Below are 14,089 nucleotides of genomic sequence, written 5' to 3' on the forward strand. Positions count from 1 at the left end.
GGCGGTGGTGCGGGCTCGGGCGAGACGCCAGAGGGTGAGCGGGCGGGCGGCGAACAGGCCGCTGAATGCGCCGTAGGCGGCGGCCAGGCCGAGGGCGAACGTCGCTTCGTGGCGCAGCCCCGGCTGCATGGCCAGCTCCATGCCCACGCCGTACTTCACGAAGAAGATCGAGAGGATGGTGAGCAGGGGAACCACGCTGCCCGGCAGCTGAAAGCGCCCGGTGGTGGCGTCGTAGCGGGTGCCGGCGCGGGGTGCCCGCAGCGAACCGACGACCAGCATGGCGCTGGCGGCCAGCAGCCACACCACCAGCGCCAGGCCCGCCGAGGGGCTGGCCGACAGGTCGGCGCCGAGGCTGACCGCCGAAAACAGCGCCAGGCCCAGCGAAGGCAACGCGGCGCGGCGCCAGCCGATCTCGCGCTGGCGCAGCTGGATCAGTCCGAGCAGCACCAGACCAGCGAACAAGCCCCAGACCCACACCGGCGTGCGCTGCACGATGGTCAGGGCGGCGGTGGGCTGTTGGAGCAGCAGTTGGATCAGCATGTCGGGTCTCCTGGGGCGGTGTCGATGGGGTGCACTGTGCCGGCCGTGGGCGGACCTCGCCACGGGCCTGCGATGGATTGCGGATTTCCGGGCGCGAAACGCGGCTGTGGGGGAGCGAGCGGTGGGCGCTCCGCGCGCTTCCTACAATGCATCGGCACGCCAGCGCCACGCTTGGCTTTCCGCTTCATGTCATGAGGACCCTCCCACCATGCACACCCCGAACACCGCCCGCCGGCGTTTTGCCGCCGGCTCTTTGTTGCTCATTGCGCTGACCGGCTGCGGCCTGATGCAGCCCGGGCCGCGCCAGATCGACGTTTCCGAGGCCCAGTTGCAGAGCCGCATCGCCAGCCAGTTCCCGGTCAAACAGCGCCAGCTCGGGCTGTTCGACGTGACGCTGGAGCAGCCGCGCCTGCGCCTGCTGCCCGAAGAAAACCGGGTGGTGACCGAGATGACCTACGCCGTGGGCGTGGCGCTGACCGGTGTGGCGCCGGTGAAGGGCCAGCTGGAGCTGAGCTACGGCCTGCGCTACGAGCCCAGCGACAGCACCGTGCGCCTGCACCAGGTGCGGGTCGAGCGGTTGGGGGTGGACGGCCTGTCGGCCGCGCAGGCGGCCCAGGTGAAGAAGATCGGCGGGCTGATGGCCGAAGACTTGCTTAAAGAAGCCGTGGTGCACCGCGTGAAGCCCGAAGACCTGCAGTCACTCTCCGGGCGCGGTTACCAGCCGGGAGTGCTGAAGGTGGTGCCGGGCGGGCTGCGCTTGCAACTCGATCCTCTGGACACGAAGTAGATCGCCCCCGCGCTGACTGAAGTTTGTTGAAAACAGGAATCTGAAATGGACGTTGTGTTGTTGATCAAGGCCGCCATCATGGGCGTGGTGGAGGGCCTGACGGAGTTTTTGCCGATCTCTTCGACCGGTCACCTGATCCTGGCCGGGAGCCTGCTGGGCTTTCACGACGAGCGGGCCAAGGTGTTCGAGATCGCGATCCAGACCGGCGCGATCTTCGCGGTGATCATCGTGTACTGGCAGCGGCTGCGCACCACGCTGCTGGGGCTGAGCTCGCAGCCCACGGCGCAGCGTTTCACCCTGAATGTGGTCATCGGCTGCCTGCCCGCTGTGGTTCTGGGCTTGCTGCTGGGCAAGGTCATCAAGGCCCACCTGTTCACGCCGACCGTGGTGGCCACCGCGTTCATCCTGGGGGCCTTCGTCATCCTCTGGGCGGAGCGGCGCCAGCAGGCCAGCGTGCGTGTGCACGATCTGGACGACATGACCCCGATGGACGCGCTGAAGGTGGGGCTGGCGCAGTGTTTCGGCCTGATCCCCGGCACCAGCCGCTCGGGCTCCACCATCATCGGCGGCATGCTGTTTGGCCTGTCGCGCAAGGTGGCGACCGATTTCAGTTTTTTCCTGGGCATCCCGATCCTCATGGGTGCCGGCGCCTACAGCCTCTACAAGGCACGCGACATGCTCTCAGTGGCCGATCTGCCGCTGTTTGCCGTGGGCCTGCTGTTCGCGTTTCTCAGCGCCTGGGTCTGCATCCGCTGGCTGCTGCGCTACGTGGCCAGCCACAGCTTCGTGCCGTTCGCCTGGTACCGCATCGCCTTCGGTGCGCTGATCTTGCTGACGGCCCACTTCGGCTGGGTGGAATGGGTGGCTTGACGGCGCCTATTCAACGCCGTCGGGCAGCGTGAAGCAGAAGGTGGCGCCCTGACCGGGGACGCCTTCGGCGCGCATGGTGCCACCGTGTCGCTGCACGATGCGGCGCGCCGTGGCCAGCCCGATGCCCAGGCCCGAGAACTCGTGGGGCTGGTGCAGGCGCTGGAAGGGCTGGAACAGTTTGGTGGCACGTGCCATGTCGAAGCCAGCGCCGTTGTCGTTGACGCAGTAGTGCCGCTGGCCATGGGCGTCCTCCGTGAAGACGCGGATGTGCGCGTCGGGCACCTCGGCCGTGTACTTCCAGGCGTTGTGCAGCAGGTTCTGCATCACGGCCTCGATCAGGGCGGGGTCGGCCAGGACCTCCAGGTCGGGCTCCACCGTCCACGTCACCCGACGCCCTGGGTCGGAGGCGGCCAGCTCTTCCAGTTGCCGGGTGGCGATGCCGCTCAGGTGCACGGGAACCCGCTGCACCTCACCGCGCGTGTATTGCGAGAGCTTGAGCAGGCCGTCGATCAGCTCGCCCATTTTTTTGCTGGCGGCCATGATGCGTTGCAGGTGGGTGCGGCCGGTGGCGTCCAGCGCCGGGTGGTCTTCCTGCAGGGCCTGGGCAAAGCCGTTGATGATGCGCAGCGGTGAGCGCAGGTCGTGCGCCACGGCGTAGGAATAGCTCTCCAACTCGTCGTAGGCGCCCCGCAAGGCCTGGGTGCGCTGCCGGATGCGCTGCTCCAGCGAGGCATTGAGGCGCTGGATTTCGAGCTCGGTGTGTTTGCGTTCGGTCACGTCCTGCGTGACGCCCAGTGCGCGCACGGCGCGACCCTGTGCGTCGCGCTCGAATTCGGCCTGTACCGTGTGCCAGCGCTCCTGTCCGCCGATCAACACCCGGTATTCGACGTTGTAGGGCAGCTTGCCCTTGACCGCCAACGGCCATTGCCGCTGCACCAGCGGGCGGTCTTCCGGGTGGATGATGGCCATCAGATCTTCGGCGCCGTAGTCGGTGGAGGGCATGTCGAGAAACTCGGGCGCTTGCGACACGGTGGTGTAGCGCCCTGTGGCCATGTCGGCCTGCCAGGGTGCCAGACGTGCCATGTGCTGCGCCTGACGCAACAACTGTTCGCTGTCGCGCAAGGCCACCTCGATGGCCTTGCGGTCGCTCACGTCCTGCACCACCGCGATCAGGTAGTCGGGTTCCCCCGCGGGCGTGTGCACCAAGGACAGCGTGAGGTGCACCCAGACGGTGTGGCCCCGTTTGTGGACGTAGCGCTTCTCGATGCTGTAGTGGTCGACCTCGCCCGACAAGGTGCGCGCCAGCAGCTCCAGGTCCAGCCCCAGGTCGTCCGGGTGGGTGAAGTCCCGGAAGCTCATGGTCTCCATTTCCTGCCGGGTGTAGCCGACCAGATCGCAGTAGGTCTGGTTGACCCGGATCCAGCTCCCGTCCAGCCGGCTGTGGGCCATGCCGGTGGCGCTGTGCTCGAAGGTGTCTTCCAGTTGCCGGATGCCCCGTTTCACCGTTTCATTGGCTTCGCGCCACAGGCGGTTTTGCCGCTGCTTGAGCGCGATGGCCCCCACCACCACCAGTTGGGTGATGAAGTGCCAGAGATTGAGCCAGATCGCTTCGCGCAGGCCTTGAAACGCCAGCGACCCAGAAGGGCTGACCGGGAAGAAATTGACCAGCACCATGCCCAGCAGGGTGCTGAGCATGCCGGCCTGGAACCCGCCGTACAGCGCCGAGAGGGCCACCGCCAGGGAGAGGGTGATGAATCGCCCACCCGATTCGGCCGGCGCCAGGGCCAGTCGCAACCCGGCGGCCGCCAGCGTGATGACCACGGCGACGGCGCAGCGCCTCCAGAGGCTGTGGCGGTCGGGCTGCCAACCCGCGACCTGCCGCCAGAGGCGATGAATCGGGTTCGACGGCGTGTCGATGTAGGGCATGGGTGCTTGGGGGCAGGGTCCGGGGGTGGATGACCACTCCCGTCCGTTATACCGGAGGAAGCCCCAGGCCGGTGGCTCGAACAAGCGCAGGAATCCCTGCGTGTTTCACTTCAGCGCGACAGGCCGTGCAGTGCCCGTTCGATGGCCGCAGCCGTTTCCTGGGGGTTTTCCATCGGAAACAGGTGGCTGCCTTTCACCATGATCAGTCGCTCGGGGTGGTCCCGCCCCACGAGCCGGTGTGTCATGGTCATGCCAACCTGCTTCATCTCCTGCGACTCGGTGCCGCCCAGAAAGGCCACCGGGCATTGCAGCGGGTGGCGCCGCAGCAGGCGGTCGAGGTTGTGGGGCAGGGTGTTGTAGATCGCGGTTTCCACCTCGCGGTCGAACCCGAGCACGCGGCGCACGCCCTGCGCGGTGGCTTCGTCGTGCGTTCCGTGGGTGATGTAGTCGCGCAGCACCTGCGGGTCCCAGCAAGCGAAGGCCTTCTTGCGGGCGAAGTGCTCGTGTGCGGCGGTGGCGTCGGGCCAGGCGTTGCGGCGCTGGCGGCTGATCTTGCCCGGCGAGATCGAGCCCACGAGTTGGGTGCGCTTGACCAGCTCCACCGTGCGCGCGCGCCACCCACCGAGCACCGGCGAGTCGATCAGCAACACCCCTTTGACGGCGTGGCCACCGAGCTGCGGGTGGCGGGCGGCACACATGAGACTCAGAAATCCGCCCAGCGAATGCCCGACCAGCCAGGCGCCCTCGCCATGGCGTTCGATTTCGGGCGCGGCGAAGTCGGCCAGCTGCTGCACCAGATGCGGCCAGTTGCTGGTAACGGGGTACTTCGGGTCATGGCCGAACTTCTCCAGCGCCCGCACCGCATAGCCGCGGGCGCGCAGCGACTTGAACAGCACGCCGTAGGTGCTGGCGGGGAAGCTGTTGGCGTGGGAGAAGATGATTAAAGACATGCTGGAGGGATATTCAACGCAAACAGCTCCGGCGCGAGGTGTCCAACCAAGGACACCGCCGGGCCGGCTTTGCCGGACGGCCAGTGTCGCCCCCTGGGGGGTGACGCCACAGGCGGCGCGGGGGGGTTAAATCAACTTCTCTTTGGCGTTGGAAATCTTCCGAATGGGCTGGTTGCGCCCCGTGGTGCAGATCAGTGGCACTTCGGTGTGGGCGCCGTCCCAGGTCGGGTGTTCGATGCTGTCGAACACCTCGCGCAGCTTCTGGCCCCAGGTGTTGTGCACCATGCGAAAGTAGGGGTTGTTGTCGTCGATGCAGGTGATTTTGTCGCTCTGAAGCTGGTCGACCTCGTACACCGCCAGGTCCAGCGGCAGGCCCACCGAGAGGTTGGACTTGAGCGTGGAGTCCATGGACACGAGCACGCATTTGGCGGCCTCGTTGAGCGGGGTGTTGGGCGTGATCACGCGGTCGAGCACCGGCTTGCCGTATTTCGATTCACCGACCTGGAAGAACGGCGTCTCGGCCGTGGCCTCGATGAAGTTGCCCGCCGAATAGACCTGGAACAGGCGCATGCCTTCGCCCTTGATCTGTCCGCCAAAGATCATGGAGACGTTGAAGTCCACGCCCGCACGCTTGAGTGATTCGCCGTCGCGCTCGTACACATGGCGCACCGCCGAGCCGAGCACACGCGCGGCGTCGAACATGCTCTTGGCGTTCCAGATGGTGATGGGTTCACTGCCTTCGTGGTCCTCGACCTGCTCGATCTGCAGGATTTCGCGGATGGACTGGGAAATGCTCAGGTTGCCGGCGGACAGCAGGCACATGAAGCGCTCACCCGGCTTCTCGTAGACGATCATTTTGCGGAAGGTGCTGATCTGGTCCAGGCCCGCGTTGGTGCGCGAGTCGGACAGGAAAACCAGCCCGGCGTTGAGTTTGACGGCGACGCAGTAGGTCATGGTTGCAGGCTGAGTTTCTTGAGTTGGTAGAGCTGGTCCAGCGCTTCGCGCGGGGTCAGTGCGTCGGGGTCGATGCCTTGCAGCGCGGTTTGCAAGGGGTGGGCTTCGGGTTCGGCGCTCGGTGGCGGTGGAGCAAACAGGTCGACCTGGCTGCGGCTTTGTTCGCTGTGGTTCTCCAGCGCGGCCAATGCGTGGCGCGCGTGCTGCACCACCGCCGCCGGCACGCCGGCAAGCCTTGCAACTTGTATGCCGTAGCTGCGGCTGGCCGGGCCGGGTTCGATCTGGTGCAAGAACACGATGCCACTCTTGCCTCCGCCTTCGACTGCGCTCACATGCACGTTCACCGCGGCGTGGTGGCCGGCAGGGAACTCGGTGAGCTCGAAATAGTGGGTGGCGAACAGGGTGAAGGCCCGGGCCTTGTCGTGCAGGTGCGCGGCAATGCCGCCGGCCAGCGCGAGGCCGTCAAAGGTGGAGGTGCCGCGGCCGATCTCGTCCATCAGCACCAGACTTTGTGGCGTGGCGGCGTTCAGTATTTGAGCGGCCTCGGTCATCTCGACCATGAAGGTGGACTGCGCGTTGGCCAAGTCGTCGGCCGCGCCGATGCGGGTGTGGATGGCGTCGATCGGCCCGAGGCGGCAGGTCGTTGCTGGCACGTAGCTGCCCACGCTGGCGAGCAGCACGATCACCGCCACCTGGCGCATGTAGGTGCTCTTGCCGCCCATGTTGGGGCCGGTGATGACCTGCATGCGCTGTTTGGTGCCCATCAGCGTGTCGTTGGCGATGAAGCTGCCTCCGCTGGTCTCATTCAAGCGCGCTTCCACCACCGGGTGGCGCCCGCCGCGAATCTCGATGCAGGGCTCGGCCACGAATTGCGGCGCGCTCCAGTTGAGCGTGAGCGAGCGTTCGGCCAGGGCGCAGAGCGCGTCCAGTGCGGCCAGCGCGCGGGCCAGGCGGGTGAGCGGGTCGATGTGGGCCTGCAGTTGATCGAGCAGCTGCTCAAACAGCAATTTCTCGCGCGCCAGCGCACGTTCCTGCGCGCTGAGCGCCTTGTCTTCGAAGGCCTTGAGCTCGGGCGTGATGAAGCGCTCGGCGTTCTTCAGCGTCTGGCGGCGGCGGTAGTCGTCGGGCACCTTGTCGATCTGGCCCTGCGTGACCTCGATGTAGAAGCCGTGCACCTTGTTGAACTGCACGCGCAGGTTGGCAATGCCGGTGCGTGCGCGCTCGCGGGTTTCGAGGTCGATCAGGAAACCATCGCAGTTGGTCTGGATGCCGCGCAGCTCGTCGAGGTCGGCATCAAAACCGTTGTTGATGACGCCACCGTCGCGCACCAGGGCCGCCGGCTCGGGCAGCAGCGCGGCCAGCAACAGGTCGGCGCAGCCGGCGGGTGGCGTCAGGTCGGCGGCGATCTGCAACAACCGCGCCGGGCCGCCCGCGGGCAGGCCGTGTTGCAGTGCCTGGGCGAGTTGCTGCGCTCGGCCCAGCGTCTGGCCCAGGCCCACGAGTTCGCGCGGGCGCACCTGGCGCAGCGCGGTGCGCGCGGTGATGCGTTCCACGTCGCTCGCGCCTTTGAGCGCATTTCGCAGTGTCTGACCCAGGCCGTTGCGCAGCAGGCCGATGGCGTCGAGCCGTGCTCGCGCTTCCGTGCGCTCACGTTGGGGCTCCAGCAGCCAGCTGCGCAACGCACGGCTGCCCATGCCGGTCTGGCAGACGTCGAGCAGGGAGAGCAGCGTGGGGCTGGTCTCGCCGCGCAGTGTGTGGGTGAGTTCGAGGTTGCGCCGCGTGGTGATGGGCAGGTCGATCAGCTCGTCGCTGCGCGCCACGCGCAGGCTCTTCACATGGCTGAGCGCACGGCCCTGCGTGTGTTCGGCGTAGTCGAGCAGGGCGGCGGCGGCGGCGTGTGCGTCGCTCAGGCCCTGTGCGTCCCAGGCGGCGAGACTGGCTGCGCCCAATTGTTCGAGCAGCTTGCGTTCGCCCAGAGGGCCGTCAAACGCCCAGGCGGGCCGCAGCACGGCGACGGTGCGCTGGCCGTTCGCCAGCGGCTGGGCCGCGAGCGCCTGCAGGTTTTTCTCAAACGCAGGGGTGACTTCGGCGCTGTAGAGCAGTTCGCCGGGTGCGGTGCGCGCGATCCAGTCGGCCAGCTCGTCGCTGGCGCACTGGGCCAGGAACACGATGCCCTGCGTGACCGACATCCAGGCCAGGCCGACGCCGGTGCGCGCGCCCGCGTGCACGGCCATCAACACGGCCTCGGTCTTGTCGGAGAGCAGCTCGCTGTCGGTCAGCGTGCCGGGCGTGACCACTCGCACCACCTTGCGCTCCACCGGCCCTTTGGCCGTGGCCACGTCGCCCACCTGCTCGCAGATGGCGGCCGATTCACCGAGCTTGATGAGGCGCGCGAGGTAGTTGTCGATGGAGTGGAACGGCACGCCGGCCATCACCACCGGCTCGCCGGCCGACTGGCCGCGCTGGGTGAGGGTGATGTCGAGCAGGCGGGCGGCTTTTTCGGCGTCGCCGAAGAACAGCTCGTAGAAGTCGCCCATGCGGTAGAACACCAGCGTGTGTGGGTACCCGGCCTTGATGGCAAGGTACTGCTGCATCATGGGGGTGTGTTTGTCCAGCGGGGCGTTCAAGGCGGGCACGTGGGGTGTTTTGAAGACAGCCGGCTACTTTATCAGGCTGTTTTTGGTGGATCGAACCACCCTACCATGCCCCACAATCCTGCGTTTGCACCTCCACCGCTTGTATCCCCACGCATGGCATCAGCCGACTCCCATCCCGAGCCCCTCACCGGTGCCACCTTGCCCTGGGAGGCGATGTTCAATGGGTCCCCTGCGCCGACCAGCCTGAGCCGGGTGCGCGACGGCTGTTTGCTCGCCGTCAACGACGCCTGGCTGGGCACGGTGGGCCTGACACGGGAGCAGACGCTGGGCCGCACCACGGTGGAGCTCGGCCATTGGCCCAACGAGGCCGCCCGCCAGCGGTTCCTGGAGAGCCTTGGCCAAGGGCCGACCTACCAGATGCTGTGCCTGAGCGAAGGCCAGACGCTCCGCGTGCGCCTTCAGTCCACGGTGTTGGCGGTGGAGCCCGAGCCGCTGTTGCTGGTGGTCTTGAGCGAGATCTCCCATGAATACGAGGCTGAGCAGGTCTTGCAGCAGGTCAATCTGGAGTTGCAACAGCAGGTGGAGCTGCACGGGGAGATTGAAAAGCTGGCCCGTGTGGGCCACTGGACCCATGCGGCCAACGATCATGATGTGTTGTGGTCGGCCGGTCTGTCCGAGCTGACGGGGCTGCCACTTCAGTCAACGATCAGCCGTGACCGGGCGCGCAGTGGCATTCATGTCGAGGATCGACCCGCATGGCTCGCTGCGCGCGAGGCCATGGACGGGCGCACGGTGGAGTTCCGCTGGCTGCGACCCGACGGTGAACAACGCTGGTTGCGCACGCGCATGGGGCGCACCGCCGTGGCGGGCAACACGCAGACCGACTTCGGCGTGGTGCAGGACATCACGGCCGAGAAGCAGGCCACCCTGGCTCTGGCGGGTCAGCTCGAATTCATCCACAACATCACCGCGCGGGTTCCGGGCATCGTGTACCAGGCCCGGTTGCGGCCCGACGGCAGCAGCACGTTCCCCTATCTGAGCCAGGCCGCGGCCGACATGCTGGAAATCGATCCGGCGGCGTTGCAGAACGATGGCAAGCTGCTGTTCTCGCGCGTGCACCCTGACGACAAGAAGGCCATGGCTGCTTCGCTGGCGGAGTCGGCACGCGAGCTCTCCTTTTGGCGCCGGGTGTACCGCGTGGCGTTGCCGCGCCAAGGGGTGCGCTGGTACAGCGTGGAGGCGCTGCCGCAGCGTGAGGCCGACGGTTCGACGCTGTGGCATGGATTCACCAACGATGTGACCGAATCCAGGCTCGCTGAACAGGAGTTGGCGCGGCAGCACCGCCTGCTCGAAGCCGTGCAGCAGGCGCAGTCGGCGTTCATCGAGTCCGATGACCGGCATCAGGCCTTCGAGGGCCTGCTCGCCACCCTGCTGCGGGTGACCGGCAGCGAATACGGATTTGTGGGTGAGGTGCTGTACGACATGCACGACCAGCCCTATCTGAAGACACATGCCATCACCAACATCGCCTGGGACGAAACCACCCGCCGCATGCACGATGAACAGGTCAGCACCGGCATGGAGTTCCGCAACACACGCACGCTGTTTGGCCATGCCCTGCTCACCCACGAAACGGTGATCTCCAACGATCCCCGCAACGATCCGCGTGCGGGTGGTCGCCCGAGCGGACATCCGGGCATGTCGGCCTTTTTGGGCATACCGTTGGCGGTGGGCGACCGGCTGGTGGCCATGGTCGGCCTGGCCAACCAGCCGGGTGGTTACAGCGAATCCGATGTCGAATTCCTGCGGCCCTTGCTGGGCGCGGTGCGCCAGCTGGTTCTGGCCTGGCGTGGTCACGCCGAACGCCAGCGCGCGCGAGAGCAGTTCGAGGCCACCAGCGCCTTGCTGGCCGAAAAAAGCGCTGCACTGCAGGTGACGTTTGACAGCATGAGCCAGGGCCTGACCATGGTGGATGCCAATGGCATCGTGCGCTTCTACAACCGGCGCTTTCTGGAGCTGCTGGACCTGCCGGAGGCTTTGCTGGCGAGCCAGCCCGAGCACCGTGATGTGGTGACCTTTCAGCGCGACCGCGGCGACTTTGGCGAGAACTTCAACCTCATCGATTCTTCGGTTCGCGCTTATATAGGGCAGGAGCCGGCGGTGCTGCCGCCCGAGCGTTACCTGCGGCGGACCCGCGATGGCCGTGTGCTGGAGGTCCACACCCGGGTGCTGGCAGAGAGCGGCATGGTGCGCACCTACACCGACGTTTCCTCCTATGTGCAGGCAGAAGAAGCCTTGCGCGATGAGCGTCAGCGCCTGCAGTGGGTGCTGGAGGCCACACGCCCGGGCATCTGGGAGACCAATGTCGAGACCGGTTCGATGGCGATCAACGACCGTTGGGCCGAGATGCTCGGCTACACCGTGGCCGAGCTGCAACCCACCACTTTCGACACCTGGCGCCGGCTGGTACACCCGCAGGATCTGGAGCGCGCCGAGCGCGTGCTGCAGCGGCACTGGGCAGGTGAGCAGCCGTTCTATGAGTGCGACATCCGCATGCGTCACAAGGACGGTCGCTGGATATGGATCAACGACCGTGGCCGCGTGCACCGTCGAGGCACCGGTGGCGAGGCGCTGTACATGTCGGGCACCCATCTGGACATCCACGACCGTGTGGCCGCGCAAGAGCAGGTGCGCGCGCTCAACGCCAGCCTGGAGCGGCGTGTGGCGGAGCGCACCGCCGAGCTGGAGCGGTCGATGAAAGACATGGAGGCCATCTCCTACTCGATTGCCCATGACCTGCGCGCGCCGCTGCGTTCGGTCAATGGCTTTGCGGCGCTGGTGGCAGAGACAGATGGTGATCGCCTGAGTCCCGAGGGACTGCAGATGTTCGAGCGCATCACCCGCTCGTCGCGCAACATGGGGCAGATGATTTCGGACATGCTGGAGTTGCTGCGCGTGGTGCGCGTGGAGATCGATGCGGTGCCGGTGGACATGAATGCGCTGGCGCGCTCTGTGGCAGAGGCCCTGGCACCCGCCGTGCCGCACGCACACGTCCAGTTGCTGCCGCTGCCCGTGGTGCTTGGGGATGCGGCGCTGTTGCGGCAGGTGTTGGTCAATCTGATGGACAACGCGCTGAAATACTCGCGTCACCGCGACCAACCTTGGATGGAACTGGGCTTCGACAGCGAGCGCTCAGCGTTTTACCTGCGTGACAACGGCATGGGCTTCGACATGGCCCATGCGAGCAAGCTGTTTGGTCTGTTCCAGCGGCTTCATGCGGGTGCGGACGCGCCCGGCGGCACGGGCGTGGGGTTGGCGATCGTGTCGCGAACGCTGGAGCGCCACGGTGGGCGCATCTGGGCCGAATCGTCGCCGGGGCAAGGCGCCACTTTCTGGTGGACGCTGCCGCGGGTCTGAAGGGAAACACCCCCCGCGCCGCTTCGCGCAACCCCTCCAAGAGCGGCAGCACTGGCGGTCCGGCAAAGCCGGCCCGGCGGCGCCGCTCGTTGTGACAGCTTCAGAACGGCGCGGCGTGCTCCGCGGGCGGGGTGTCGTCGGCCGGCTTGTCGTCGCCGGCGCCATCGGGCTGTGCCGCCGCCAAGGATTGGCGCAGTGCGGCCTTGTCGCCTGCGCTCGCGAACTTGCTGTATTTGCCAGTGATGCCGACCAGTTGGCCGTAGATCTTGGGGTTGGCGGCCATGCATTCCTTCTGTTCCAGGAAGTTGGCCTCGCCGGTGAAGTTGCCCACCAGACCACCCGCTTCGGTGACCAGCAGTGCGCCCGCGGCCACGTCCCAGGGCGAGAGACCCATCTCAAAGAAGCCATCGGTGAAACCTGCGGCCACATAGGCCAGGTCGAGCGCGGCGGAGCCTGGGCGGCGCACGCCCGCGCATTTGGGCATCACGTCACCCAGCATCTGCATGTAGGTCTGGAAGGCGTCGCCCGGACGGAAAGGAAAGCCGGTGGAGATCAGGCAGTCGCGCATCGCGATGCGTTTGGCCACCCGGATGCGACGGTCGTTCATGTAGGCGCCGCGTCCCTTCGTGGCGCAGAAGAGGTCGTTGCGGCTGGGGTCGTACACCACGGCCTGTTCCAGCTTGTTGCCGATCATGAGCGCAATGCTCACGCAGTAGACCGGGAAGCCGTGGATGAAGTTGGTGGTGCCGTCCAGCGGGTCGATGATCCAGGTGTGGTCTGCGCCGCCGTGTTTGCCCGGGCGCTTGCCCGACTCTTCGGCCCAGATGGCGTGGTCGGGGTAGGCGGTGAGCAGGGTGTCGATGATCGCGGCTTCGGCCGCGTGATCCACCTCGGTCACGAAATCGTTGGTCTGTTTGGCGGAGACCCGGACCGACTCCACGTCCAGCGCAGCGCGGTTGATGATGGTACCGGCGGTACGGGCGGCCTTGATGGCCACGTTGAGCATGGGGTGGAGTGTGGACGACATGGGTTGTATACCTTTGCGCGGCAGCGGGGCTGCTCGCGGGACAGTGGAAGAGCGGTAAGGCTGAGCCCCAGGCGATGCAGGGCGGCGACAATCGAGGATTTTACCGGTTCAACACACCAAAACCCTGCTCGGCGCTCGCGCACCACCCACAAGCACACCGCAGAACCGCCCTTCGACAAGCTCAGGACGGGCTGCTGGTGTGGCCTCCTGGGGTGACGCGCAGCGGCGCGGGGGGATTCTTATGCGTACAAGATTCATCCTGATCCAGACCAGCCACGCGGGCAACGTGGGTGGCACCGCGCGCGCCATGAAGGTGATGGGTTTTGATGATCTGGTGCTGGTGGCGCCGCGCTGGGCCAACGTGCTGCGGCGCGAAGAAACCATCCAGCGCGCCAGTGGCGCCAACGACGTGCTCGACAATGCGCGCATCGTGGACACGCTGGACGAGGCGCTCGACGGCATGGACCACCTGTGTGCCACCGCCATGACGCCGCGCGACTTCGGGCCGCCGACGCGGCATCCACGCGAGCATTTCGCGTCGCTGCTGGAAGGGGCTGGTGCAGAGGTCGCCAGGCCGGGTGGCGTGGCCTTCCTGTTTGGCTCCGAGCGCTTCGGCATGCGCAACGAAGACGTGTACCGCTGCCACAGCTGCCTGAGCATTCCGACCGATCCGTTGTTTGGCTCGCTCAACCTGGCCGCCGCCGTGCAGCTGATCGCCTACGACTGGCGCCAGGCGCTGGGCGGCTACGCCTTGCCGCCGGCCAGTGCCCCCGAGCGCCCGCTGGCCGATGCGAAAGCGCTGGCCGGCATGCTGCAGCACCTGGAGCAGGCGCTGGTGGCGGTGGATTTCCTGGACCCGGAGGCGCCGAAAAAACTGATGCCGCGCCTGAACCAGCTTTTTAACCGCGCCGCACCGACCGAAGAGGAAGTCCACATCCTGCGCGGTGTCGCCAAGGCCATGCTGCAGACCGCCGATCGGGCGAAGCGATAGACTGACCGCCCGATTCCAGAAACAAGACCC

At 66.6% G+C, this 14,089-nt stretch carries 10 protein-coding genes; 4 read left to right on the forward strand and 6 right to left on the reverse strand.

Annotated elements, in window-relative coordinates; translation table 11 throughout:
• Positions 1-540: DUF6622 family protein (locus tag B0E41_RS07615; protein WP_143433717.1), on the reverse strand; the 540-nt coding region annotated here is incomplete at its 3' end.
• Between the two features lie 208 nt (positions 541-748).
• Here B0E41_RS07615 and B0E41_RS07620 point away from each other — a divergent pair.
• On the forward strand, positions 749-1,327 hold the full coding sequence (locus B0E41_RS07620; protein ID WP_171984699.1) for a DUF1439 domain-containing protein: 579 nt from the start codon (positions 749-751) through the stop codon (positions 1,325-1,327).
• 45 nt (positions 1,328-1,372) lie between these two features.
• Positions 1,373-2,197: an undecaprenyl-diphosphate phosphatase gene (locus B0E41_RS07625; RefSeq protein ID WP_077330485.1), complete on the forward strand. Its 825-nt coding sequence runs from the start codon at positions 1,373-1,375 to the stop codon at positions 2,195-2,197.
• Positions 2,198-2,203: 6 nt separating this feature from the next.
• Here B0E41_RS07625 and B0E41_RS07630 read toward each other — a convergent pair whose 3' ends face one another.
• The 4 genes from B0E41_RS07630 to mutS form a co-directional block, all read right to left on the reverse strand.
• Positions 2,204-4,123 (reverse strand): PAS domain S-box protein, encoded by a 1,920-nt coding sequence (locus B0E41_RS07630; protein WP_077330486.1) that lies wholly within the window; start codon positions 4,121-4,123, stop codon positions 2,204-2,206.
• A 110-nt stretch (positions 4,124-4,233) separates the two neighbouring features.
• A complete protein-coding gene (locus tag B0E41_RS07635) occupies positions 4,234-5,073 on the reverse strand; it encodes an alpha/beta hydrolase (protein WP_077330487.1) in 840 nt (279 codons plus the stop codon).
• A gap of 126 nt (positions 5,074-5,199) precedes the next feature.
• Positions 5,200-6,027, reverse strand: coding sequence for a proteasome-type protease (locus tag B0E41_RS07640; RefSeq protein ID WP_077330488.1), 828 nt, complete (start codon positions 6,025-6,027; stop codon positions 5,200-5,202).
• Positions 6,024-8,624 (reverse strand): DNA mismatch repair protein MutS, encoded by a 2,601-nt coding sequence (mutS, locus tag B0E41_RS07645; protein WP_077330524.1) that lies wholly within the window; start codon positions 8,622-8,624, stop codon positions 6,024-6,026. Before mutS ends, B0E41_RS07640 begins: the two co-directional genes overlap by 4 nt.
• Before the next feature lie 153 nt (positions 8,625-8,777).
• Here mutS and B0E41_RS07650 point away from each other — a divergent pair, with 153 nt between their 5' ends.
• The gene (locus B0E41_RS07650) at positions 8,778-12,041 is read left to right on the forward strand and encodes a PAS domain-containing protein (protein WP_171984700.1); all 3,264 of its coding nucleotides are present in this window, start codon (positions 8,778-8,780) and stop codon (positions 12,039-12,041) included.
• Positions 12,042-12,141: 100 nt separating this feature from the next.
• Here B0E41_RS07650 and B0E41_RS07655 read toward each other — a convergent pair whose 3' ends face one another.
• A complete protein-coding gene (locus B0E41_RS07655) occupies positions 12,142-13,068 on the reverse strand; it encodes an inositol monophosphatase family protein (protein ID WP_077330490.1) in 927 nt (308 codons plus the stop codon).
• Between the two features lie 241 nt (positions 13,069-13,309).
• Here B0E41_RS07655 and B0E41_RS07660 point away from each other — a divergent pair, with 241 nt between their 5' ends.
• A complete protein-coding gene (locus tag B0E41_RS07660; RefSeq protein ID WP_077330491.1) occupies positions 13,310-14,059 on the forward strand; it encodes an RNA methyltransferase in 750 nt (249 codons plus the stop codon).
• Positions 14,060-14,089 lie beyond the last annotated feature (30 nt).

Source organism: Hydrogenophaga sp. A37, assembly GCF_002001205.1.
In the GTDB taxonomy this organism is placed as follows: Bacteria; Pseudomonadota; Gammaproteobacteria; order Burkholderiales; family Burkholderiaceae_C; genus Hydrogenophaga.